Here is a 22,747-nt window from a genome sequence, read left to right on the forward strand (position 1 = left end):
TTCGGGAAGGAGTTTTTCAGATGGGTAAGATCAATAGTGTGAAAAAACTTACAGATAATAAGTTCGTGAATCTTTATGGAGTGGATGCGACCAGTGTACATGATACGCCGGTTTCTTATTTTGTGGCCTCCAGGGCGAAGAGTGTGGAGGATATGAAGCTTTCTACAGGGGAGAATCATCCGGATGGGGTGATCATTTACAGTGTTTATGGAGAGAAGCGGGATAAGGTTGTGCTGATCCGTCAGTATCGGTATACGATCGGCGGGTATATTTATGAGTTTCCGGCGGGGCTTGTGGAGCCTGGGGAGGATTTCCATGAGGGTGCTGTGCGGGAGATGTTTGAGGAGACCGGGTTGAAGCTGGAGCCGATCAAGGTTGCGGAGGCTTTTGAGAAGCCTTATTTTACGACGATTGGGATGACGGATGAATCCTGTGCTACGGTTTATGGGTATGCCAGTGGTGAGGTTAGTAAGGCTGCTCAGGAGGATAGTGAGGAGATCGAGGTTGTGATTGCGGACCGGGATGAGGTCAGGAGGATACTGAAGGAGGAGAGGGTTGCGATCATGTGTGCTTATATGCTGATGCATTTTCTTGAGGATGAGGAGGTGTTTGGATTTCTTGGGGAGATTTAAACGGAGGTAGTTATATGGCGGAAGGGGACGCCAGTGAGGGGCTTCTTTCCAGGCTGGGGCTTCGTCGGGGGCTGGCTTCTAAGGTGCCGGAATTCTGCTAAAAGCGCTTCAAAAAATCTCGAACTCGCGTCAGAAGCCGCTCAAACAGCGAGATTTTTTGAAGCAACGCAGATTTCCGCCACCTAAGAAGCAGCTCCCCTCCTGCAGAGTCAGCCTGGAAAGAAGCCCCTCACTGGCTGTGCGTTGGCCGTGAGACGTGTTAAATCTCGTGGGGAGTGTTGCTAGTGGGGTGGTATGACGGGAGTTGGATGAGCCGTCAGCGCTGCGCTGGACGGCTGGGAGGAAAGGCTGAGATTCCTTGTGGCATGACGGGAGTTGGATGAGCCATCGGCGCTGCGCTGGATGGCTGGGAGGAAAGGCTGAGATTCCCTGTGGCTTGAAGAGGGGAATGGGTCATCGGCGCTGCACTGGATGGATGAGAAAAACGGGGAATCTGCGGTTGCGGATTCCCCGTTTTGATCAGAGTTCTATGAGTTTTCCCAGGTCTTTGTTGTATTTGCAGTATTTGCCGTTTTCGGAGATAAATGGCTGGTAGGTGTCGGTACGGTTGTCTTTGACGTAGACGATTCCGGTGGCGATCATTTCTACCAGGGAGAAGCGTTTGCTTAAGCTGGAGATCCAGCGGTAGGTTTTTTCGTTGCCGGAGTCTGCCATGAGGAGGTTGTAGCCGCCTGGGCAGGCTTCCAGGGTGAAGTAGACTTTCTGGGACCGGATGGAGGTGTTGAAGACCTGGCCGGTGATGTAGGTGGAGAAGTTGGTTTCTACAAATTGGCGGAAGGTGTAGAAATCGTAGATCACGCCGGTGGTCTCATCTTTGATCTTGTCGCCGCGTTCGATGCGGGCTTTCAGGAGCTTGAGGACTTCGATGGTCCAATTGATGAAGGAGATGCTGCTGTAGGTCATGCTTTCCTGAAGTTGATCGACCAGTTGTTTTGACAGGATGTTGGATTTTGATGCTTCATTAAAAAGTTCTTCGTTCATAAGGTTCCCTCCAGTGTTGGATTTTTATATGGTTTTCGCTCTTTTTTTGTATCTTTTATTATAAGTCTGAATTATATATAAAGCAATAAAAAATGCGTAAAATACAAAGATGATTATCGGGAAATGATATATAATTGACGATTATGTTTTGAAAATGTCAGTGCTTTTGAGGGCTGGGTTAAATGTGGACTTTAAATATCGAGTTAATTTGGATAACTATAAATAATTATAAGGAAGAGTTTTACCAAATATTCTCATTTTATTGATAAAATTTTGTTGTATATCTCCCTTGACATAAAGCCTTCCTCCGGGTGTATCATAGTGCTGTGTTAAAGGAGGTAGACTATTATGTTTGAGACATTACAGGAGAAGACGGAAGAGAAAGCAATGGTACAGTTCCTTGAACGCTTTACAGATTATCCATTTCTGGTAAAGTTCAAGAATTCCGAGTATCACATTGGAGAGGGTGAACCTACATTTACGGTGAATTTTAAGAAAGCGATTCCTCTGGCGGATCTGATGAAGAGCACATCCCTTGCACTGGGTGAGGCGTATATGCGTGGGGATCTGGATATCGAGGGAAATCTTTATGAAGCGCTGGATCATTTTCTAGGTCAGATGGGGAAATTTTCTACCAATGAATCTGCTCTGAAAAAGATCATGTTCAGTTCAACATCAAAGAAGAACCAGGAAAAGGAAGTGACCAGCCATTATGATATTGGAAATGACTTTTATAAACTTTGGCTGGATGAGACTATGAGTTATTCCTGCGGGTATTTTATCCATGAGGATGATACGTTGTATCAGGCACAGGTAAATAAAGTTGATTATATCCTTAAAAAATTACATCTGGAAGAGGGTATGAGTCTTTTGGATATCGGCTGCGGCTGGGGTTTTCTGCTGATCGAGGCAGCTAAGAAATATAAGGTTCATGGTACCGGTATCACCTTAAGTCATGAACAGTATGCAGAATTTCAGAGACGGATTAAGGATCAGGGGCTGGAAGATTATCTTACGGTAGAGCTGATGGATTACCGTGATCTGCCGAAGAAGGAGTATCAGTTTGACCGTGTTGTCAGTGTCGGTATGCTGGAGCATGTTGGACGTGATAATTATCAGCTGTTTCTTGATTGTGTGGAAAAGGTTCTGAAGCCGGGCGGACTGTTTCTGCTTCACTTTATCAGTGCTCTGAAGGAGCATCCGGGTGACCCGTGGGTCAAGAAATATATTTTCCCGGGCGGAACTGTTCCGAGCTTACGTGAGATCCTGAACCATATGGCAGAGGACAATTTCCATACCCTGGATATCGAAAATCTCCGTCTGCATTACAATAAGACATTGCTTCACTGGGAAAAGAATTTCCGGGACAATATTGAAAAAGAAAAGACTATGTTTGACGAAGAGTTCCTGCGTATGTGGGATCTGTACCTGTCAGCATGTGCGGCAACCTTCCACAACGGAATTATCGATCTTCACCAGATTCTTATGACCAAGGGTGTGAATAATAATCTGCCGATGACACGCTGGTATTGATAAAAGCCTTTACAAACCTGCCGGAAAGGAATATCATACTTCTATAAAATTATTTATTAAAGCGTATAAGGAGCCTGTGGATTCAGCATATGATTACAGAAATGCTGAATCCGCAGGCTTTGTTTTTTAACCGATAAACCGCGAAGGAGTTATTCGGTCATGAGCAAGTAGCGAAGCGTATTGCGAATATTCGCTTGACTATTCCGTTTACCGATAATTATGGAATGTGCATAAAAACAAAGCTGCAAACTTGTTCAATAAGCAGAATCATAGAAAACTATCTTGACAGATCAGGAGAAAAGAATAATAATGTAATTACTTTGATAAAATAATTAATAAAAGATAATATACAATAGAAAGAAATTAAAGGAGGAGAATAAGATGCTTCAGCAGGTAATGACAAATCCCGGAGAGATTATTTTCAGAGAGGTTCCAGTTCCGGAAGTGGGAGATGACCAGGTTCTGGTTAAGATCATGAACATTGGTATCTGTGGATCGGACATCCATGTATATCACGGCAAGCATCCGTTTACCAAATATCCGGTAACACAGGGACACGAAGTATCCGGTGAGATCACGGGACTTGGAAAGAATGTGACAGGTTTTAAGGTTGGTCAGAAAGTTACCATCGAGCCGCAGGTATACTGCGGACACTGTTATCCATGCCGCCATGGAAAGTATAATCTCTGTGAGGAACTGAAGGTTATGGGCTTCCAGACGACAGGAACAGCTTCGGAATTCTTCGCAGTAGATGCATCTAAGGTAACACCGATCCCGGAGGAGATGTCTTACGAGGAAGGTGCAATGATCGAGCCGCTGGCAGTTGCAGTCCATGCAGTGAAGCAGATGTGCGATGTAAAAGGGATGAACATCACAGTGATCGGCGCAGGTCCTATCGGAAACCTTGTTGCACAGACAGCCAAGGGAATGGGCGCAGCCAAAGTTATGATCACCGATGTCAGCGATCTCCGTCTTGCAAAAGCGAAAGAGTGCGGCATTGATATCTGCGTAAACACGAAAGAGAAAAATTTCGGAGAAGCTCTGGTGGAAGCGTTTGGCCCGGACAAGGCAGATGTGATCTATGACTGTGCCGGAAACAACATCACTATGGGACAGGCGATCCAGTATGCGAGAAAGGGCAGCGTTATCGTACTGGTAGCAGTATTTGCGGACATGGCGACTGTTGACCTTGCTGTTGCCAACGACCATGAGCTGGATATCAAGAGCACCATGATGTACCGCCATGAGGATTATGTAGATGCCATTGATCTTGTAAATGCCGGAAAAGTTCATTTAAGACCACTGATCTCAAAAACATTCAAGTTCAAAGATTATCTGAAGGCTTATCAGTATATTGATGAGAACCGTGAGACAACCATGAAGGTTATCATCAATGTGCAGGAGAAATAACGGTTTGTAATCAAAAATAATAAGAACTCCCGGATGTTGTCAGTTATTGACTACGTCGGGAGTTTTTTGTTATGTAATGAGCAGAGTTTCAAAATCAAAAACATTTTGCTCCACAGGACGACAGAAAAAAGAGTTTGTGTTATGATGGAAAAAAGCATAAAGAACGTCGAGTGCAGATAAAAAATAAGTTTAGAAACTGTTTAGTTTTTTCCGCTGTTGTTGTTTAGAAAAACGCTGTATAAGAAAGATGAACAAAAGCGCTTTGCTTAAATATATCTGCAGGAGGGTGAAAACATGGAAAAGGGAACAGTAAAAAGAAGGATTTTTCTTTCAAATGCACTGATGGTGCTGGTGACACTTCTGATCTTTCTGGCCATTAATCTGGTGGTTGTGAAAATTTACGCGGAATCCGTGGAAAAAGAACTGAAGACATCTATAGAAGACCTTATTGGGGGAAGCGGCACATCGAATTTTTCGGATTCTGATAATGTAAAATATCAACATGAGGATGGCCAGGAACTTCTCGGAGATCTGGATGATTTTCTGGAAAGCTGGACAATCCACAGAAATGAGTTTATTCTTTTATTTGGGGCAGATGGAATTATCTGTATCCTTGTACTTTTGCTGATGAGTCAGATTTTTACAAGGAATCTGGAGAAACATATCATGGAGCCTCTGGATCTTCTGGCACAGGGGGCAGACCGCATCCGGCACAACGATCTGACTACAGAGATCCGGTATGTGGGAGATGCGGAATTTGAGGATGTGTGTATCACATTTAACCATATGCAGGAGCACATTTTGCGCGAGCAGGAGAAGAACCGGAAATATGAGAAAGCCAGAACGGATATGATCGCCGGAATCTCCCATGACCTGCGTACGCCGCTGACTGCCATCCGGGGAACGATCAAAGGACTTATGGACGGCATTGCGGCAACTCCGGAAATGCAGGAGAAATTTTTGCAGGCTGCTTACCGCCGGACCGGAGATATGGACGGCCTTCTGAACCAGCTGTTCTATGTTTCCAAGATTGAAACCGGAAATATGCCTCTTTCTGTTCAGAAAATAGAGATTGGGGATTTTATCCGGAATTATGTAAAAGGAAAGCAGGAACTTCTGGATAAGGAAAAAGAGCAGATGCAGGCAGAAACGGGAAATATTCATCTGGATATTAATGCAGATCCGGAACAGCTGCAGCGTATTTTTGATAATCTTCTGGAAAACAGCCGTAAGTATGCAGAACGTGATGTGCTGAAAACAGAACTTTCCCTGAAAAGAACGGGAGGCGGCGTGGAGATTTCTTTCCGTGACAATGGTGTTGGTGTTCCGGAGGAAAAACTGCCCTATGTATTTGATGAGTTTTACAGAGGCGATGAGTCCAGAAACAAAAAAGAAGGAAATGGTCTTGGACTGTATATTGTGAAATATCTCGTGGAAGCAATGGGAGGAAATGTCCGCGGTGAAAATGCGGACGGTTTCGTGGTACGCATGGAGCTTCCGGCAGCAGAAACTCTGGTGGATGTGCAGAAGGGAGAAAAAAATGGCGGACAATAAAAAAATCCTTATCATAGAAGATGATCCGGATATCAGTATGATCGAAGAAGCCTATCTTCAGGCTTCCGGTTTTGAGACGAAGATACTCTCAGATGGAATGGACGCGGCGCAGATCGCAGAGGAGGAGCAGTTTGACCTTGTGCTTCTGGATCTGATGCTTCCCGGAAAAAGTGGCTACCAGGTCTGCCGGGAGATCCGTGATAAAGTGGATATTCCCATTCTTATGGTAACTGCCCGTACAGAATCCGTGGATAAGGTGCGTGGCCTTGGACTGGGAGCGGATGATTATATTTCCAAGCCTTTTGATCCGGCGGAACTGGTGGCGAGAGTGAACGCAAACCTGCGCCAGTATCAGCGGATGGTGGAGAAATTTTCCGACAAAGGGCCGGATGCTTCCGAGGAGATCCAGGTGCAGGATCTTCGGATCCTGGTCAACAGCTGGAAAGTTTTTAAGGGAGATACTGAGATACGTTTTCCAAACCGAGAATTTGAGCTTCTGAAATTTCTGGCAATGAATCCCAACATTGTTTTTTCCAGGGAAAAACTGTTCGAAAAAATATGGGGATATGATTACGTGGGCGACAGCGCCACGGTTATGGTGCACATCAACCGTATCCGGGAAAAAATCGAGGATGATCCCAAAAATCCCAAGATCCTGGAAACGGTATGGGGGGCGGGGTACCGCCTCAATAAATAAAACATACGAGGGAGATGGGGGAAAATGTGGGTACTTTTTGCAGTTGGTTCTTCGTTTTTTGCGGGAATCACGGCGATCCTTGCAAAATGCGGGATCAGAAAGACGGATTCAGATGTGGCGACAGCTATCCGTACGGTGGTGGTGCTTCTGTTTTCCTGGCTGATGGTTCTGGTCACAGGAACCTGGTCCGGGATCAGAAATGTGGATGGAAAAACATTGTTGTTCCTGGTTCTGTCAGGACTTGCCACAGGAGCATCCTGGCTATGTTATTTTCATGCCTTGCAGAAAGGGGATGTCAACAAGGTTGTTCCCATTGACAAGTCCAGTACGATCCTGACGATCCTTCTTGCGCTGATCTTTCTGCATGAAGGTCTGACGCCGGTCAAGATCGTTTCCGTAGTGCTGATCGGTGCAGGTACCATGCTGATGATCACAAGAAAAGAAGGAACCGGAGACGCAGAGGAAAAAAACGGTAAGGAATGGCTGATCTATGCCGTGCTTTCCGCAGTATTTGCCAGTCTTACTGCCATTCTTGGAAAGATCGGAATTGCAGGGATCGATTCCAACCTGGGAACTGCCATCCGTACTACAGTTGTGATCGTGATGGCCTGGCTGATGGTTTTTCTCAAGGGAAAACAGAAAGAACTTCATAGGATTGAGAAAAAAGAACTGAGATTTATTGCTCTGTCAGGACTTGCCACAGGAGCATCCTGGCTGTGCTATTACCGTGCCCTGCAGGACGGCCCGGCAAGTGTGGTGGTGCCTATCGACAAGCTGAGCATTCTGGTTACCATTGCATTTTCCTGGGTGGTATTTAAGGAGAAACTTACGAAGAAAGCGGCATTTGGATTACTGTGTATTCTTGCGGGAACCATTATGATGGCGGTTCTGTAAGGAATGCGGAATGCTTTTATCCGCCTGACCTCCGGGCGTGGAACGGTATGTCCGGGATAACAAGAGTTTAGATATTATTTAGAAAGATACCTTCTGTCTGTTTAAGATCGTTGTTTATGATGATCACAGAAAACAGACAGGAGGTTTTTTATATGTTAAGGGAAGGAATGAACGGATTCTGCATGGCACTTGCGGACAGCGTGCCTGGAGTTTCAGGAGGAACGGTAGCGTTTATCCTTGGATTTTATGACCGGTTTATCGGTTCTATCAATGATTTTGTATTTGGAAATATGGAAAAAAAGAAAACTTCTTTTTCTTATCTGGTGAAGCTTGGAATTGGCTGGATGACGGGCATGGTGCTGGCAGTTCTTCTTCTGTCATCGCTGTTTGAAAGTTATATTTATACCGTCAGTTCCCTGTTTATGGGATTTATCGCAGGTTCCATTCCGCTGATCATCCGGGAGGAAAAAGAAAGCTTTGGCGGTTCCCGGAACATCCTGAAGGGAATCGGGTTCTGCATTGCGGGAATCCTGGTGGTAGCAGGAATTGCATGGCTTAATGGAAAAACCGGTGTGGCTTCCATGGACCTTGGACAGTTTCACATCGGAACCGGGATCCGGCTGTTTTTTATCGGCATGATCGCCATTTCCGCCATGTTTCTTCCGGGAATTTCCGGTTCCACACTGCTTCTGATCTTTGGTGCATATATTCCGGTGATCACAGCAGTACGCGGGCTTCTGGGAATGGATTTTTCCTATCTGCCACTTCTGATCTTCTTTGGACTTGGTGTTCTGACAGGAGCGGTTACGGTAGTAAAAGGAATTCAGTTTTGTCTGGAAAAATTCCGTACCCAGTCGGTATATGCCATTCTTGGAATGATGATCGGATCGTTTTATGCGATCATGCAGGGACCTGCCACACTGAAAGTTCCACAGCCGGTGATGGGATTTGGTAATTTCCAGATTCTGGCAGCACTTGTGGGACTGGCACTTGTGCTGGGAATGCAGTTGATGAAAGAAAGAAGATAAGAGAAAACAGGCAGAGATTTTTTACAGGAGATGAGGTGAAAACATGTCAGTTGTGATCATACCGGCGTATAAACCGGATGAAAGGCTGGTCGGGATCGTAGATCAGCTGTGGACATATGGATTCCGGATTGTTGTTGTGGATGATGGAAGCGGGGAAGATTATCTGGATATTTTTAACAGAATCAACGATGTCTGCATTCTTCTCCGCCATGAGGAAAACAGAGGAAAAGGTGCTGCCATTAAGACTGCGCTTGATTATGTAAACCGTGAGATCTGGGGAAGCACACTGATCGGTGTGATGGACTGTGACGGGCAGCATCTTCCGGAGGATCTGCTGAAATTATTTGTCCATGGGGAAAACAGTGAGAGGCTTATGATCCTGGGTGTGCGGAATGTGGGAAAAGACATGCCGCTGAAATCGAGACTTGGGAATACCATCACGAGAAAAGTGTTTAAGCTTTTAAGCGGAGTCAGCATCTCGGACACACAGACAGGAATGCGGGTGTTTACCTCAGATCTGGTAAAAAAGCTCCTGACTGTGGAGGGCGAGAGGTATGAATATGAGATGAATGTGCTGCTGTTTCTGGCAAAGGAAGGAATCGATATTGATGAGGTTCCGATCAACACCATTTATCAGGACAGAGAAAATTCTACCTCTCATTTCCGGGCGGTGTGGGATTCCATACGGATCTACAAAGATCTGCTGAAGTTTACACTGTCTTCATTTTCCAGCTTTGTTCTGGATTATCTGTTGTTTGCGTTTTTTATGTTTTGTCTGCCACACACAGCCATGTTTGTGCTGGGAGCCAATATCCTGGCAAGATTGGTCAGTGCTTTTTATAACTACTGTATGAACTGTTATTTCGTTTTTCATAAGGAAAAAAAGATCCAGACGGCGATGCAGTATTTTGAACTGGCTGCTTTTATCCTGGTCATGAACAATATCATTCTGGAGGCGCTGACGCAGATCATTCATATGCCTGTGTATCCGGCAAAGATCCTGACAGAGTGTACCCTGTTTCTGATAAGCTGGCTGGTACAGAATTTTCTGATCTTTGCCCGTGATCCCGGGAACCGTCTGATGTCAGGAGGCCGGAGTAGAACATGGTAAAACGAATATTATGGATCCTGCTGGATGTGGCAGTGGCTGCGCTGATCCTTCTGGGGGTGTGGGTCATTAATTTTAAGATTCCCCAGAAGGGGGTCAGGGCGGTGAATATGGCGGAGGAGGACACGGCCGGAAATGATTCCGGAAGTTCCGGTTTGCAGAATTCCGGTGGGACTGGAAGCAGTTCAGATACAGGAAACGGGATGAACGGTACAGAACTTAAACAAACCCGAAAAGTTCTGAGTACCCAGGACTGGCATGAGAAATTTGCGGACAAATTTACCGATACAGTGGTTTCTACAGATACATCATACACAAGTCCCAACCTGTCCATTCAGATTTCTCATCACCAGTATGATTCCGGAACTGTGGATAACACACATGGTGGCAGTTATGCAAAATACGGAAGCAAAATTTCCTATGTGCTGGCGGATATTTACATTGGCGATATCACCTGCTTCCAGACTGCGTTTGCACAGGATACCTATGGAATTGGCTATACGGAAAAGCTTACAGATATGTCTGCAAGAATGAAATCCATACTGTCGGTCAACGGAGATTCCTATAGCAACAATCGTCACAGAGAGAATGGTACGATCATACGAAACGGTGTGATCTACCGCAGCCAGCAGTCCGGGGAGGAAACCTGTGTTCTCAACTGGGACGGAACCATGGATATTTATCAGCCGGGGCAGCTGGATGAGCAGAAACTCATCGGCAGAGGTGCTTATCAGAGCTGGATCTTTGGGCCAAGTCTGCTGGACGCAAATGGAAAGGCGAATGATAAATTCTGGACCTGGACTTACATCCGCCGGTCTCATCCGCGGACTGCCATCGGGTATTTTGAACCGGGACATTACTGCCTGCTTCTTGTGGACGGGAGACAGCAGAGCTCCAGGGGAATGTTCCTGGATGAGATGGCGAAGGTGTTTGAGGATCTTGGCTGCAAGGTGGCTTATAATCTTGACGGCGGCCATTGTTCTTTTATGGAAATGAACGGAAAAGTGGTCAATGATCCGTATAAACCGGAGCACGAGATCGAAGATGGGATTTTTATTACGGAGGGATCTTTATGAAGATATTAAGTACAATAAGAAAAATTCTCCTGCATGTCTGTGTTGTATGCAGTCTGGTTTCCATAACAGCAAAAATCCTGGACTGGTATAATCCGTATATGGATTTTTCCGGACATGTGAGCGGGCTTCAGATGGTGTTATATTTTGTGGTGATCTTGCTGGCAGTAACAGAAGGCGGAAAGAGGATTTCCGGGAAAAAATCTCAGAGCCGTATGAGAGAAAGAAGGTTGCATAATCATTCGGAAAGATTTATCATAGATTCCATGTGAGGATTACGCCTTTTTGGCGTATGAGGATGATGGAGTGAAATGAAATGTATTATGATCTGACAAAAGGCAGGATCGGCAAATGTCTGATCCTGTTTGCGCTGCCTATGATCGCAGGTAATCTTTTGCAGCAGTTTTATAATATTGCGGATACCCTGATCGTAGGACGTGTGCTTGGAAAAAATGCGCTGGCAGCCGTTGGTTCTGCCTATACTTTGATGACGTTTTTGACATCTGTTTTTCTGGGACTGAGTATGGGTTCTGGTGCTCTTTTTTCGATTTATAAGGGAAAGGGCAGTGACCGGGAGCTGCGGCTTTCTGTTGTCCATGCTTTTGGACTGATCATGGGTGTAACGGTGCTGTTAAATGTGCTGGTGTACCTTTTTACGGACCCGATCCTCTGGTTCCTGCGGGTGCCGGAAGAAGTGTACGATGGGATGAAAACATATCTGCTTGTGATCTTTGCAGGGCTTGTGGCAACATCCCTTTATAACTTTTTTTCCTGTCTTTTAAGGGCTCTTGGTAATTCCACGGTGCCTCTTGTTTTTCTGGCGGTTTCCGCTGTCCTGAATATTGGACTGGATCTTTTGTTTGTGGCGGTTCTTCCCTGGGGAATCGCAGGTGCGGCTTTTGCTACGGTGATCGCTCAGTATGTGTCAGGCGTCGGGATCACCATTTATGTGCTGCATTCCTGTAAAGATCTTCTGCCTGGAAAAGAGGAGCTTTGTTTTGACCGGGGGATTCTTGGTGAGATCGTGAATCTTTCTTCTCTGACCTGTCTGCAGCAGTCGGTGATGAATTTTGGAATTCTGATGGTCCAGGGGCTGGTGAACAGCTTCGGGGCTACAGTAATGGCTGCTTTTGCGGCTGCTGTGAAGATTGATACCTTTGCCTATCTTCCGGTGCAGGATTTTGGAAATGCCTTTTCTACCTTTGTGGCGCAGAATTACGGCGCCGGGAATCAGGAGCGTATCCGCAAGGGTACCCGGGTGGCTTTTGCCATGAGTATCGGGTTCAGTGTGATGATCTCAGTGCTGGTGTGTCTGTTTGCAGGGCCTCTGATGAAGATTTTTGTCAGTGGAAAAGAGGTGGCTGTGATCGCTGCGGGGGTGAAGTATCTCCGGATCGAAGGTGCGTTTTATCTTGGTATTGGCTGTCTGTTTCTGCTGTATGGTTATTACCGGGCGATCAAGCGAGCGGAGATGTCGGTTGTGCTGACGGTGATCTCGCTGGGGCTCCGTGTTCTGCTGGCTTATGTTCTTTCTGCTGTGATTGGTGAGGTGGGAATCTGGGTGGCGATTCCCATCGGCTGGGTGATGGCGGATGTTACGGGGATTGTTTATATGCGGCGGACGTGGTGAGGCGGCCATGCCTGTTATTTATGGCCGTTGTCGTATAGCTGCTGGATGTCTTTCGGGAGGTTGTCCGGGAGCATCTGGCGGATCTTGTCTTCGTTTCCTTCTTTCATGGCCTGGTCGTAGTACCAGCATTTGTATTTGAGCATATCGAGGGTTTTATTGAGTCGTAGGATTTCCTGTTCTACGGCTTTTTTTCTTGTCTCGAAGAGTTCTTTGCGGTTCTGGTAGGTGCTGCTTCCCTGATTGCACCATTCAAAGAATTGTTTGATGTCTTTGATTTCCAGGCCGGAGGCTTTGAGGCATTCGATCATGCGGAGGGCTTCCAGTTCGTGGTCGTTGAATTTGCGGATGCCGGATTCGCGTTTGAGGTTGGGGAAGAGGCCTTCTTTGTCGTAGTAGCGCAGGGTGGAGACGGGGAGATGGAACATTTCGGATACTTGGCCGATGGTGTACATTGGGGGTCCTCCTTTGGGTTTTTGTTTTTATTTTATGATAAATGGGGGTGGGATGCAAGTATAGGACGCCGTGGAGTGTGCATCGGTTCTGGCTGGGGCTTCGTCGGGGGCTGGCTTCTAGGCTGCCGGAATTCTGCTAAAAGCGTTTTACAAAAGTCCGAACTCGCTTCGCTCAAACAGCGAACTTTTGTAAAACAACGCAGATTTCCGCCAGCCAAGAATCAGCTCCCCTCCTGCAGAGTCAGCCAGAACCGATGCACACTCCACGGCTGGCTATTCAGGGCGGGAGGGATAGGGTGGCTGCTCGGGAGTTGGATGAGCCGTCAGCGCTGCGCTGGACGGCTGGGGGAAAAGGCTGAGTTTCCTTGTGTTTTTTTTGTGTGTGGGGGGAGGATGTCGGATTATGGGATAATTTTTGGAATAGTTTTGGGTGATGTGGTATAATTTTATATACCAGTAGGAGTGTTAATGACCAACAATACTATATTCGATGATGTTTTCCGGACAATGGTGGAGAAGATGACTTATCTGGTGGTTCCGCTTATTAATGAGGTGTTCCATACCGCATATCCGGAGGATGTTAAGATTGTTCAACTTCGTAATGAACATCAGTTGGAAGATGGGGAGATTATTACCGATTCCTGTCTAAGGATTGGCGATATGTTGTACCATATTGAATGCCAGAGCTTGGATGATGAAACAATGGCGGTCAGAATGGTTGAGTATGACTTTGCGATTGCATTGGAACACAGAAAAAAAGTTGATGGGAGATATTGTGTAGAATTTCCCAGATCTTGCGTACTATATTTGAGAAATGGAAAAAGAACACCGGATTTTCTGGAGGTAGAGTTAATCCTTCCAGATTCTCAGATGTGTGTATATCGGGTTCCGACGGTGAAAGTGGAGAATTATACAAAAGATAGTATTTTTGAGAAAAAGCTTCTGATGCTGCTTCCATTTTATATTATGAGGTATGAGAAGGTTGCGGATATAATAGAGAAAGATTCGGAAAAACTTCAGAGATTATTAAGTGAATATGAAGATATACGTAATAAACTGGGGAAAGAAATTTCGATTTCTGGGAGGGCAGAATTATATACAGATCTGAATAGGCTGATTATCAGAATATCGGATTATGTTTTCAGGAATAAAGAAAAAGTTCGGAAAGGAGTTGGCGAGGTTATGGGTGGAAAAGTTTTGCAGTTGGAATCTGAGAGGCTTCGCGAGGAAGGAATGGCGATTGGAAAAGCGGAAGGAAAAGCAGAGGGTGAAGCGAGATTGAGTGCACTGATCAATCGACTGTTTCTGGAAGGACGGTCAGATGAAGTACAGCGTGTGGTGACGGATGTAAAATGGCGTCAGAAGCTGTATGGTGAGTATAATCTGTAAGAAGTGATGTGTTAGCTATAAACCAAAATTAAGGGGATATTTTATGTGGATTTCTGCCAATGATGAGAGGATTCGATATACGGGGAGGATTGACTGGAGTGTGGAAGGGGAGCCGGTTTGGGTGTTTCCGGGGTCTTCGGCGGAGTTTTGGTTTTCGGGGGAGGTGCTGAGGATTCATGTGGAGAATTTTAATGAGTACTGGCAGAATTATCTGGGGTGTATTCTGGATCAGGTGCAGTCGGCGTTTTATTTGAAAAAGTTCGGTGAGACGGTTATTGAGGTTAAGGTGCCGGAGAATGAGTCAGGGGTGCATCATGTTTTGTTTTTTAAGCGGCAGGATGGGTGTCATGAGTTGAAGATCCTGGGGTTTGAGATCGGGGATGGGGAGAGGTTGATTTATCTGCCTCCGGTTTCGGGGCGGAGGATTGAGGTTTATGGGGATTCGGTTTCTGCCGGGGAGTCGGTGGAGGCGATTGATTTTACTGGTAAAACGGATATGGAGCATGAAGGGGGTTTTTCTAATTGCTGGTTTTCTTTTCCTTGGCTGACGGCCCGGATGTTGGGAGCGGAGCTTCATGATATTGCTCAGGGTGGGATCGCGCTGATGGATGGTCAGGGGTGGTTTCACAGGCCGGTGCAGACGGGGATGGAGACTGCGTGGGATAAGGTACATTATAATTCTGTGTTTGGGGAGATGACGGAGTGGGATTTTTCGAAATTTGTTCCTCAGGTGGTGATCGTGGCTCTTGGGCAGAATGATAATTATCCGGTGGATTATATGAAAGTGGAGGCTGAGAAGAAAGCGCAAGGTGTCTGTGTTTACGAACAAGAATCAGATCAGGTGACGCAGGTGGAGAATGGTTATTCATATTGTTGTGAGATGGCTGATAAATGGCGCAATCACTATAAAGATTTCCTGAAAAAGCTCCGTGGTGTTTATCCGGAGGCGTGGATCGTCTGCTGTACGACGGTTTTACAGCATGATAAGAGCTGGGATGATGCTATTGACCGGGTTGTAGATTCCATGAAAGATGAGAAGATCTCACATTTTCTGTTCAGCAGAAATGGTGTGGCTACACCGGGGCATCCCCGTATTCCGGAGCAGTTTGAGATGGCGCGGGAGATGGCGGATTATATCGAAAATGTGCTGGGTGTATATAAAAATAAATGAGATACGTAATGTGCAGCTGCAGACAGAAGAGATTACATTTTTGAAACTGAATTGCGTAAGATCAAGGTTGACGTAAAAAATTGCATATAGTATACTGTGAATGTTCATCGGAGGGTTGATTGTTCGACGGAAACAATGGCTGGATAAGATGACAGGCTGAGATGCCTGTTGCTTATCCGGCTTTTTTAACGTTTATAAAAAGGAGGATAAGAATGGAAAAAAACAACACCTTTACACAGGGTAGGATCCTGAAACCGCTGATCTTATTTGCGCTTCCTGTCCTGCTGGCGCTTTTTCTGCAGGCGATGTATGGCGCGGTGGATCTTCTGATCGTGGGAAAATTTGCTTCTTCTGCGGATGTTTCGGCGGTTTCCACGGGATCGCAGATCATGATGACGCTTACTAATCTTGTGAGCAGTTTTGCCATGGGAACCACTGTGCTCCTGGGACAGCAGATCGGCTGTGGGGAGCGGAAACAGGGAGGTCGGACAGTTGGAACTGCTATTGTGATGTTTACGGTGATCGCGCTGGTCATGACTGCGGTGCTTGTGATTTTTGCACCACAGGTAAGCAGCATTATGAATGCGCCGGAGGAAGCTTTTGACAAAACAGTTGTTTATGTGCGGATCTGTGGCGGCGGTATGCTGGTGATCGTGGCGTACAATCTGATCGGCTGTATTTTCAGGGGGATCGGAGATTCCAGAACGCCGCTGTTTACGGTTGCCGTTGCATGTGTATTCAATATTGCAGGGGATCTGATCCTCTGTGCGGGATTTAAGATGGGAACGTCAGGAGCTGCTTTTGCAACTGTATTTGCACAGATCATCAGTGTGATCGTTTCCTTTGGCGTTATCCGCAAAAAAGAGCTGCCTTTTGAAATGCATAAAACGGATATTGGGGTCCATGGCCGGACTCTCCGGAAAATGGTGGGGCTTGGTGCGCCTATCGCATTACAGGATCTTCTGGTAAGTATTTCTTTTCTGATCATTCTGGCCATTGTGAATTCCATGGGAGTAACGGCATCTGCAGGCGTCGGCGTTGCAGAAAAAGTCTGTGCGTTTATCATGCTGATCTCATCTGCGTTTATGCAGTCCATTTCTGCTTTTGTGGCGCAGAATTACGGAGCGGGACGCATGGACCGGGCAAAAAAAGCTCTGCATTATGGTGTGGCGGTTTCTTTTGCCATTGGTGTTGGAATGTTTTTCCTGTCATTTTTCCATGGAAATGTGCTGGCGGGAATTTTTTCCTCCGATGCAATGGTCATCGAGGCAGCGGCAGATTACCTGAAAGCTTATGCCATTGACTGTCTGTTTACGGCAATCTTTTTCTGCTATATCGGATTTTATAATGGAATCGGCATGACGAAGTTTGTAATGATCCAGGGAATCATCGGTGCTTTCTGTGTGCGAGTTCCGGTGTCATGGTTTATGAGCCGCAGAGCCGGTGCGACGCTGTTTGATATCGGGCTGGCAACACCGTTTTCATCCGTGTTGCAGCTGGTGCTGTGTCTTGGATGTATGTTGTATCTGAGAAAGAAAAAACGGGTGTAGGATACCGTGTAAACGTTTTCAGGAATGTGGTCTGTCCGTCTGCAAAAAACTGTGTTAAAATGAGCAAAGAGGATTTTGTCAGAGAAGGATATGATTAAAGAGACAGAATGTGGAAGTCCCACTGACAAAATAAAACCAGAAAAGTAATGTAGATCATAAAGACGAGGAGGAAATATCATGGAGAATATTTTTCACAGAGTAAGTATCCGTAAATATGAAGATAAACCCGTGGAGAAAGAGAAAATCCTTCAGATCCTGAAAGCCGGTATGCAGGCGCCAAGTGCATGTAATCAGCAGCCGTGGGAGTTTTATGTTGTGACAGATAAGGAGAAGATCAGGGAACTTTCCAAAGCGACTCCTTATTCCGGATGTGCGGCAGGTGCGCCGGTTGTGATCGTTCCGGTATATCGGAAAGAGGGACTGGTTGTGCAGGATATGGCACAGATCGACATGTCTATCGCCCAGGAAAATATCTGGCTGGAAACGGATGCACTGGGACTTGGCGGCGTTTGGATCGGAATTGCGCCGATGCGGGATCGCATGGATCTGGTCCATGACATTCTGAAACTTCCGGAGAATGTGGAAGTTTTTTCCCTCTTTGCCCTGGGATATCCGGCAGAGAGCAGGAAGCAGCAGGATCGTTTTGACGAGAGCAGGATCCACTTTGTAGAATAATGTATGCATCGGGCTGTGTCAGAATACAATGAAGAATGGCAGAACATATGGTTTTCTGGTACAGCAAGACAGATGTGATAGATAGTAGAACAGAATCGAGGACAGAAAAATGGAACATATAGCAAGAGACGAAGCATTTGCATTATTAAAAAAATACAACAAAGATCCTTTTCACATCCAGCATGCACTGACTGTGGAGGCAGTGATGAAATGGTATGCAAAAGAGCTGGGCTATGGCGATGACGCAGAATACTGGGGCATTGTAGGTCTGCTCCATGATATTGATTTTGAACTTTACCCGGAAGAACACTGCCTGAAAGCACCGGAACTTCTCCGTGAGGCAGGTGTGGGAGAAGATATCATTCATGCGGTGGTTTCTCATGGATATGGAATTACTGTTGGCTGTGGAGCTACCATTGAGACTGCGCCGGAGCATGAGATGGAAAAAGTCCTTTTTGCAGCGGATGAGCTCACCGGTTTGATCTGGGCAGCGGCGCTGATGCGTCCGTCCAAGAGTACCAAGGATATGGAGCTGAAATCCCTGAAAAAGAAATATAAAAGCAAAGGTTTCGCGGCAGGCTGTTCCAGAGAAGTGATCCAGCGAGGCGCAGATCAGCTGGGCTGGGATCTTGCGAAACTTCTTACTATGACACTTCAGGCTATGGCAGAAAGCGAAGATGAGATCCAAAAAGAGATGGATGCGGAAGAAGCCTGAATATAGTGAAAGACACCAATAAATCTTCTGATATTTTGTGCAGAATACATTTTGCAGAGCCGGGATTTTTGCGATAAAATATAAGTATAGGAACCGGAAAACTGCATTATGAAAGAGGTGAAGGGTATGAAGGAATACGAGATCATTATTGAAACTATTAATCCCTGTGGTGGTGATCGCCATTCTCAGCAAGAGATCGTTGAAGCAAAGATTGAGAGCCCGGAAGCTTATGTCAAAGAAAAAGGAAGATTTCCAATCATTGATAAGATTGAGAATCCCGACGGCGGGGTTGTGATCGTGACCGGTGATGGAAAAGGATACATGGTAAGATATACATTTTCTGAATAATGGGTAATGCGGCGTATGTGACGGAAAACGGATCATAAAGTGGAGTATGGATCTGTTTTACATATATGCCGCATTTTTATTGCTTTTTCGTGATCGGGCCAAAAAATCCTTGACCTAAAGCAAGGAGCTTGGAGTTGGTTTTAACATCCCATCCATTATCCGTTTTCCATTTGAAAAAATGGTGCGGGAGAATAAGAATGTAAATCTGGTGCGGCTGAACCTGGATGAGGCAGTGATACCGGAGAGCTTTGGTAAAAGGGAAATCGGGATCAACCGGGATCTTTGTATAGGATTTCAGCACAAAAAAAGACACCAAATATGCCCCGGCCATCAGACATCAGCCAAAGCGATATTTAGTGTCAGAAAAATCCATATTCAATTTGCGCGAGGATTATTATAGCAGATTTTTTTCAGGAAAAGTAAAGAGAAAAATTCTGCGAGAAATAGATGCCTTTTATTTTTGAAATTGAAATCTGCACAAAAAAACGTATGCAAATTTATAAAATATGTATAAATTATTTGTTGAAATTTTATAAAAAAAGGAGTAAAACATTAGATAAATAAAAAAGAGAAATGCATGGAACAGGACAGACCACAAAAAGCATGCCGGATTACAGAGAGCCGCAGGCTGATGAGAAGCGGCAGAAGGTATTTTGTGATATCACCTGGGAGCATCCCGCTGAATAGAAAGGTTAAGTAAGCCGGGACGTAGTCTTCACGTTACAGAAGAGGCTGTTTGATATGACAGTAATAAGTGGTCGCGTTTAGCAATAAATACGATAATACAAAGTGGTACCACGGAACATTCCGCCTTTGTTATCCGAAAGGATAGCAAGGGCGTTTTTTGATGCAATAACTGTTTTACGGTCATTGTATCATGTATAAAAAACACAAAGGAAAGAGAGTTGATATTATGAACGGAATAACAATGATGATCATAGCCATTGTAGTTCTCGGAGGCGCATATCTTCTGTATGGCCGTTATCTCCAGAACAAATGGGGCATTGATCCGAAAGCAAAAACTCCGGCATACGAAATGGAGGACGGAGTTGATTATGTACCGGCTGATACAAATGTAGTATTTGGACATCAGTTTGCATCCATAGCAGGTGCAGGTCCCATCAACGGACCGATCCAGGCCGCAATTTTCGGTTGGCTGCCGGTTCTGTTATGGATCCTCATCGGTGGTGTATTTTTCGGAGCTGTGCAGGATTTTGCATCCATGTATGCATCCGTAAAGAATAAAGGACGTACGATCGGATATATCATCGAAGCGTATATCGGAAAGCTTGGAAAAAAATTATTTCTTTTATTCTGCTGGCTGTTCTGTATTCTGGTCGTTGCCGCATTTGCAGATGTTGTAGCAGGAACCTTTAACGGATTTGCCGTAAATGATGCAGGAACAGTTACAAAGGTAGCGGCAAACGGAGCTGTTGCAACCACTTCCATGTTATTTATATTTGAGGCTGTTGCACTTGGATTTTTCCTTAAATATACAAAATTCAACAAATGGGTCAACACTGCAGTCGCAATTTTACTGCTGGTAGCAGCAATTGTGCTGGGACTTAATTTCCCCATGTATGTAAGTCTTGGAACCTGGCATATCATCATTTTTGTATACATCCTGATCGCCAGTGTCGCTCCTGTATGGGCACTGCTTCAGCCACGTGATTATCTGAACAGCTATCTGCTCATTTTTATGATCGTCGGTGCGGTTATCGGTGTATTTGTTGCCAATCCTTCCTGTAACCTAAAGGCATTTACAAGCTTTAACGTAGACGGACAGTATATGTTCCCGATCCTGTTTGTAACCATCGCCTGCGGTGCTGTTTCCGGCTTCCATTCACTGGTATCTTCCGGTACTGCATCCAAGCAGATCAAAAATGAGAAAAACATGCTCCCTGTTTCCTTTGGAGCAATGCTGATGGAAAGTATGCTTGCCATCATCGCACTGATCGCAGTTGCATCCTTTGCAGATGGTGAAGCAGCAGCACAGGGACTTACAACACAGCCGCAGATTTTTGCAGGTGCTATCGCAAACTTCCTTTCTGTAGTTGGCCTTCCGCATTCACTGGTATTTACTCTGATCAACCTTGCTGTATCCGCATTTGCACTGACCTCTCTTGATTCTGTAGCCAGAGTCGGACGTCTGTCATTCCAGGAATTTTTCCTTGATTCTGATACAGATGAGGAAAACATGAGCCCGTTCCTGAAGGTAGTAACAAATAAATATTTCGCAACAGTCATTACACTGGTACTTGCCTACATGCTTACAAAGGTCGGCTATGCAGAAATCTGGCCGCTGTTCGGTTCCGCAAACCAGCTGTTATCTGTACTCGCTCTTGTAGCCTGTGCAGTATTCTTAAAGAAAACAAAACGTCAGGGCTGCATGCTCTGGATCCCGATGGTATTCATGATGGCAGTTACCTTCACAGCACTTGGCATGACCATCACAAAGCTTTCAAAGGCACTGGTAACAACAGGGCTGGATCTTGGAAACACCTTACAGCTTGTATTTGCAGTATTACTGCTGATCCTTGGTGTACTGGTAGCAATCCAGGGCGTGAAGAAACTGCTTGAGAAGACAGATAATAAAAAAGCAACAGCATAATATTATCGGATGAGATCACGGATTTCTGTTTGGCTGAAGAGGCATAAAAGGTGCTGATCGTACTGATGGATTTGTTAGTGTATTGCAGCAATTTTTTACCTTCCTTCAGCTTGCAGCGCAAAATAAATGCGCTGACAGAAAAACCAAGGGTCTTTTTAAATAATCAGGAAATGATGGCTGCGATGATGGAAGGAATGCCGCTTCGTCAGTTGTTAAGCTTCGTTCCCGGAATTAAAAGAAAAATGCTGGAACAGATGGTTGGTGCTTTAAACGAAGGCGTTGCATATAATAAAAAAAATGTATCAATGGAAATGAAAGCCTTATGCCAGACCAGAAATTAGAGAATCTACTTAATCTTGCCATGAATGCCCTGCCGCAGGAACGGGCAAAATCGGAAAATCTGAATGTGGGATATGATCCCACCACCAGGCTGTGGGATGTGATCGTGAAGTACAGCGGTCCGGAAAGCGGACTTGGTGGTGAGAGGATCCAGGTGGTCCCGCTGCTTGGCGGCTATGCAGTAGTGACATTGCCGGAAACGGAAATTGCTACATACTCAGTCAGAGAGCAGATCGAGTTTATAGAAAAGCCCAAGAGACTTTATTTTGAGACCTTTGAAGAGCGGGAGGCAAGCTGCATTTTGCCGGTGCAGAATGGAGCCGATGGCTTAACCGGCAAGGGGATTTTGGTGGGTATTGTGGATTCTGGAGTGGACTATTTCCATCCGGATTTCAGAAATGAGGATGGAAGTACCCGGATCCTGCGACTGTGGGATCAGAGTGTAGCTGGAAATCCACCGGAAAACTATGTATCAGGAACTGAATATACGAAGGAAGAAATTGATGAGGCGCTTACACTCGGGGAAACCGAAGGCAGGCGCCTTGTTCCGTCTGGGGATTTCAGCGGACATGGAACAGCAGTTCTTGGAATAGCAGCAGGAAATGGGAGAGCATCGGAGGGAGTGAATCGAGGCGTTGCGTATAGAAGTGATCTTCTGGTGGTAAAAATGGGAAATCCACGGGAAAATTCATTTCCGCGGACAACGGAGCTGATGGAGGGTATTGATTACCTGATACGGCAGGCAGTGAAGATGAGAAAACCGATCGTTATAAACGTCAGCTTTGGGAATAATTATGGTTCTCATGAACCTTATAATTAAGGGAAAACATAAGAAAACACTGATATTTCCTGTGTTTTCAGGCAATTCAGTGTTTTACTCGGATTCATGTTTGGTTG

22 protein-coding genes are annotated in these 22,747 nt (G+C 45.5%); 20 read left to right on the top strand and 2 right to left on the bottom strand.

The features are described 5' to 3' along the window. The first annotated feature begins 20 nt into the window (after nucleotides 1-20). Nucleotides 21-632 carry an NUDIX hydrolase gene (locus tag BLP57_RS04885; RefSeq protein ID WP_015526218.1) on the top strand — a complete coding sequence of 204 codons (612 nt, stop codon included), beginning with the start codon at nucleotides 21-23 and terminating at the stop codon, nucleotides 630-632. A 519-nt stretch (nucleotides 633-1,151) separates the two neighbouring features. On the opposite strand, the gene BLP57_RS04890 is transcribed toward BLP57_RS04885, so the two are convergent. Then, nucleotides 1,152-1,673 (bottom strand): hypothetical protein, encoded by a 522-nt coding sequence (locus tag BLP57_RS04890; protein WP_015526216.1) that lies wholly within the window; start codon nucleotides 1,671-1,673, stop codon nucleotides 1,152-1,154. Nucleotides 1,674-2,021: 348 nt separating this feature from the next. Here BLP57_RS04890 and BLP57_RS04895 point away from each other — a divergent pair, with 348 nt between their 5' ends. From BLP57_RS04895 to BLP57_RS04940, 10 genes are all read left to right on the top strand, one after another. Beyond that, a complete protein-coding gene (locus BLP57_RS04895) occupies nucleotides 2,022-3,206 on the top strand; it encodes an SAM-dependent methyltransferase (protein WP_092069809.1) in 1,185 nt (394 codons plus the stop codon). A gap of 381 nt (nucleotides 3,207-3,587) precedes the next feature. Continuing rightward, on the top strand, nucleotides 3,588-4,616 hold the full coding sequence (locus BLP57_RS04900; protein WP_092069813.1) for a zinc-dependent alcohol dehydrogenase: 1,029 nt from the start codon (nucleotides 3,588-3,590) through the stop codon (nucleotides 4,614-4,616). Between the two features lie 294 nt (nucleotides 4,617-4,910). Continuing rightward, entirely contained in the window at nucleotides 4,911-6,170 is a 1,260-nt protein-coding gene (locus BLP57_RS04905; protein WP_092069816.1) for a HAMP domain-containing sensor histidine kinase, read from the top strand. Further along, nucleotides 6,157-6,867 (top strand): response regulator transcription factor, encoded by a 711-nt coding sequence (locus BLP57_RS04910; RefSeq protein ID WP_092069818.1) that lies wholly within the window; start codon nucleotides 6,157-6,159, stop codon nucleotides 6,865-6,867. The genes BLP57_RS04905 and BLP57_RS04910 overlap by 14 nt, the downstream gene beginning before the upstream one ends. Nucleotides 6,868-6,891: 24 nt before the next feature. Then, complete coding sequence (locus BLP57_RS04915; RefSeq protein ID WP_092069821.1) at nucleotides 6,892-7,761, top strand: EamA family transporter; 870 nt, start codon at nucleotides 6,892-6,894, stop codon at nucleotides 7,759-7,761. 152 nt (nucleotides 7,762-7,913) lie between these two features. Then, nucleotides 7,914-8,789, top strand: a complete 876-nt coding sequence (locus tag BLP57_RS04920) for a DUF368 domain-containing protein (protein WP_092069823.1) — start codon at nucleotides 7,914-7,916, stop codon at nucleotides 8,787-8,789. A gap of 43 nt (nucleotides 8,790-8,832) precedes the next feature. After that, nucleotides 8,833-9,900 (top strand): bifunctional glycosyltransferase family 2/GtrA family protein, encoded by a 1,068-nt coding sequence (locus tag BLP57_RS04925; RefSeq protein WP_092069825.1) that lies wholly within the window; start codon nucleotides 8,833-8,835, stop codon nucleotides 9,898-9,900. Beyond that, complete coding sequence (locus BLP57_RS04930; RefSeq protein WP_092069828.1) at nucleotides 9,894-10,973, top strand: phosphodiester glycosidase family protein; 1,080 nt, start codon at nucleotides 9,894-9,896, stop codon at nucleotides 10,971-10,973. Before BLP57_RS04925 ends, BLP57_RS04930 begins: the two co-directional genes overlap by 7 nt. Then, nucleotides 10,970-11,242 carry a hypothetical protein gene (locus BLP57_RS04935; RefSeq protein ID WP_092069831.1) on the top strand — a complete coding sequence of 91 codons (273 nt, stop codon included), beginning with the start codon at nucleotides 10,970-10,972 and terminating at the stop codon, nucleotides 11,240-11,242. Before BLP57_RS04930 ends, BLP57_RS04935 begins: the two co-directional genes overlap by 4 nt. 44 nt (nucleotides 11,243-11,286) lie before the next feature. After that, complete coding sequence (locus BLP57_RS04940) at nucleotides 11,287-12,600, top strand: MATE family efflux transporter (protein WP_092069834.1); 1,314 nt, start codon at nucleotides 11,287-11,289, stop codon at nucleotides 12,598-12,600. A 14-nt stretch (nucleotides 12,601-12,614) separates the two neighbouring features. On the opposite strand, the gene BLP57_RS04945 is transcribed toward BLP57_RS04940, so the two are convergent. Next, nucleotides 12,615-13,052, bottom strand: coding sequence for a MerR family transcriptional regulator (locus BLP57_RS04945; protein ID WP_092069838.1), 438 nt, complete (start codon nucleotides 13,050-13,052; stop codon nucleotides 12,615-12,617). 468 nt (nucleotides 13,053-13,520) lie between these two features. Between BLP57_RS04945 and BLP57_RS04950 the strand changes: the two genes are divergently transcribed. From BLP57_RS04950 to BLP57_RS04995, 9 genes are all read left to right on the top strand, one after another. Beyond that, entirely contained in the window at nucleotides 13,521-14,441 is a 921-nt protein-coding gene (locus BLP57_RS04950) for a hypothetical protein (RefSeq protein ID WP_092069841.1), read from the top strand. Between the two features lie 43 nt (nucleotides 14,442-14,484). Next, complete coding sequence (locus BLP57_RS04955) at nucleotides 14,485-15,612, top strand: electron transporter RnfD (protein WP_092069843.1); 1,128 nt, start codon at nucleotides 14,485-14,487, stop codon at nucleotides 15,610-15,612. A 212-nt stretch (nucleotides 15,613-15,824) separates the two neighbouring features. After that, nucleotides 15,825-17,162, top strand: coding sequence for an MATE family efflux transporter (locus BLP57_RS04960; RefSeq protein ID WP_092069846.1), 1,338 nt, complete (start codon nucleotides 15,825-15,827; stop codon nucleotides 17,160-17,162). Nucleotides 17,163-17,339: 177 nt separating this feature from the next. After that, nucleotides 17,340-17,837 (top strand): nitroreductase family protein, encoded by a 498-nt coding sequence (locus BLP57_RS04965; protein ID WP_021977528.1) that lies wholly within the window; start codon nucleotides 17,340-17,342, stop codon nucleotides 17,835-17,837. 109 nt (nucleotides 17,838-17,946) lie between these two features. Then, the gene (locus tag BLP57_RS04970; protein WP_021977529.1) at nucleotides 17,947-18,552 is read left to right on the top strand and encodes a hypothetical protein; all 606 of its coding nucleotides are present in this window, start codon (nucleotides 17,947-17,949) and stop codon (nucleotides 18,550-18,552) included. 108 nt (nucleotides 18,553-18,660) lie between these two features. Further along, on the top strand, nucleotides 18,661-18,900 hold the full coding sequence (locus tag BLP57_RS04975; protein ID WP_021977530.1) for a hypothetical protein: 240 nt from the start codon (nucleotides 18,661-18,663) through the stop codon (nucleotides 18,898-18,900). 913 nt (nucleotides 18,901-19,813) lie between these two features. After that, nucleotides 19,814-21,511, top strand: a complete 1,698-nt coding sequence (locus BLP57_RS04985; RefSeq protein ID WP_092069851.1) for a carbon starvation CstA family protein — start codon at nucleotides 19,814-19,816, stop codon at nucleotides 21,509-21,511. A 50-nt stretch (nucleotides 21,512-21,561) separates the two neighbouring features. Beyond that, nucleotides 21,562-21,852 (top strand): hypothetical protein, encoded by a 291-nt coding sequence (locus BLP57_RS04990; protein WP_092069854.1) that lies wholly within the window; start codon nucleotides 21,562-21,564, stop codon nucleotides 21,850-21,852. Continuing rightward, nucleotides 21,834-22,670: a S8 family serine peptidase gene (locus BLP57_RS04995; RefSeq protein ID WP_092069857.1), complete on the top strand. Its 837-nt coding sequence runs from the start codon at nucleotides 21,834-21,836 to the stop codon at nucleotides 22,668-22,670. The genes BLP57_RS04990 and BLP57_RS04995 overlap by 19 nt, the downstream gene beginning before the upstream one ends. Nucleotides 22,671-22,747 lie beyond the last annotated feature (77 nt).

It is taken from the genome of Blautia sp. SF-50 (assembly GCF_900101315.1).
Lineage (GTDB): Bacteria > Bacillota > Clostridia > Lachnospirales > Lachnospiraceae > Blautia_A > Blautia_A fusiformis.

Coding starts and splice junctions, on each gene's coding strand:
- BLP57_RS04885 (WP_015526218.1), top strand. CDS start 21: ATGGGTAAGATCAATAGTGTGAAAAAACTTACAGATAATAAGTTCGTG.
- BLP57_RS04890 (WP_015526216.1), bottom strand. CDS start 1,673: ATGAACGAAGAACTTTTTAATGAAGCATCAAAATCCAACATCCTGTCA.
- BLP57_RS04895 (WP_092069809.1), top strand. CDS start 2,022: ATGTTTGAGACATTACAGGAGAAGACGGAAGAGAAAGCAATGGTACAG.
- BLP57_RS04900 (WP_092069813.1), top strand. CDS start 3,588: ATGCTTCAGCAGGTAATGACAAATCCCGGAGAGATTATTTTCAGAGAG.
- BLP57_RS04905 (WP_092069816.1), top strand. CDS start 4,911: ATGGAAAAGGGAACAGTAAAAAGAAGGATTTTTCTTTCAAATGCACTG.
- BLP57_RS04910 (WP_092069818.1), top strand. CDS start 6,157: ATGGCGGACAATAAAAAAATCCTTATCATAGAAGATGATCCGGATATC.
- BLP57_RS04915 (WP_092069821.1), top strand. CDS start 6,892: ATGTGGGTACTTTTTGCAGTTGGTTCTTCGTTTTTTGCGGGAATCACG.
- BLP57_RS04920 (WP_092069823.1), top strand. CDS start 7,914: ATGTTAAGGGAAGGAATGAACGGATTCTGCATGGCACTTGCGGACAGC.
- BLP57_RS04925 (WP_092069825.1), top strand. CDS start 8,833: ATGTCAGTTGTGATCATACCGGCGTATAAACCGGATGAAAGGCTGGTC.
- BLP57_RS04930 (WP_092069828.1), top strand. CDS start 9,894: ATGGTAAAACGAATATTATGGATCCTGCTGGATGTGGCAGTGGCTGCG.
- BLP57_RS04935 (WP_092069831.1), top strand. CDS start 10,970: ATGAAGATATTAAGTACAATAAGAAAAATTCTCCTGCATGTCTGTGTT.
- BLP57_RS04940 (WP_092069834.1), top strand. CDS start 11,287: ATGTATTATGATCTGACAAAAGGCAGGATCGGCAAATGTCTGATCCTG.
- BLP57_RS04945 (WP_092069838.1), bottom strand. CDS start 13,052: ATGTACACCATCGGCCAAGTATCCGAAATGTTCCATCTCCCCGTCTCC.
- BLP57_RS04950 (WP_092069841.1), top strand. CDS start 13,521: ATGACCAACAATACTATATTCGATGATGTTTTCCGGACAATGGTGGAG.
- BLP57_RS04955 (WP_092069843.1), top strand. CDS start 14,485: ATGTGGATTTCTGCCAATGATGAGAGGATTCGATATACGGGGAGGATT.
- BLP57_RS04960 (WP_092069846.1), top strand. CDS start 15,825: ATGGAAAAAAACAACACCTTTACACAGGGTAGGATCCTGAAACCGCTG.
- BLP57_RS04965 (WP_021977528.1), top strand. CDS start 17,340: ATGGAGAATATTTTTCACAGAGTAAGTATCCGTAAATATGAAGATAAA.
- BLP57_RS04970 (WP_021977529.1), top strand. CDS start 17,947: ATGGAACATATAGCAAGAGACGAAGCATTTGCATTATTAAAAAAATAC.
- BLP57_RS04975 (WP_021977530.1), top strand. CDS start 18,661: ATGAAAGAGGTGAAGGGTATGAAGGAATACGAGATCATTATTGAAACT.
- BLP57_RS04985 (WP_092069851.1), top strand. CDS start 19,814: ATGAACGGAATAACAATGATGATCATAGCCATTGTAGTTCTCGGAGGC.
- BLP57_RS04995 (WP_092069857.1), top strand. CDS start 21,834: ATGCCAGACCAGAAATTAGAGAATCTACTTAATCTTGCCATGAATGCC.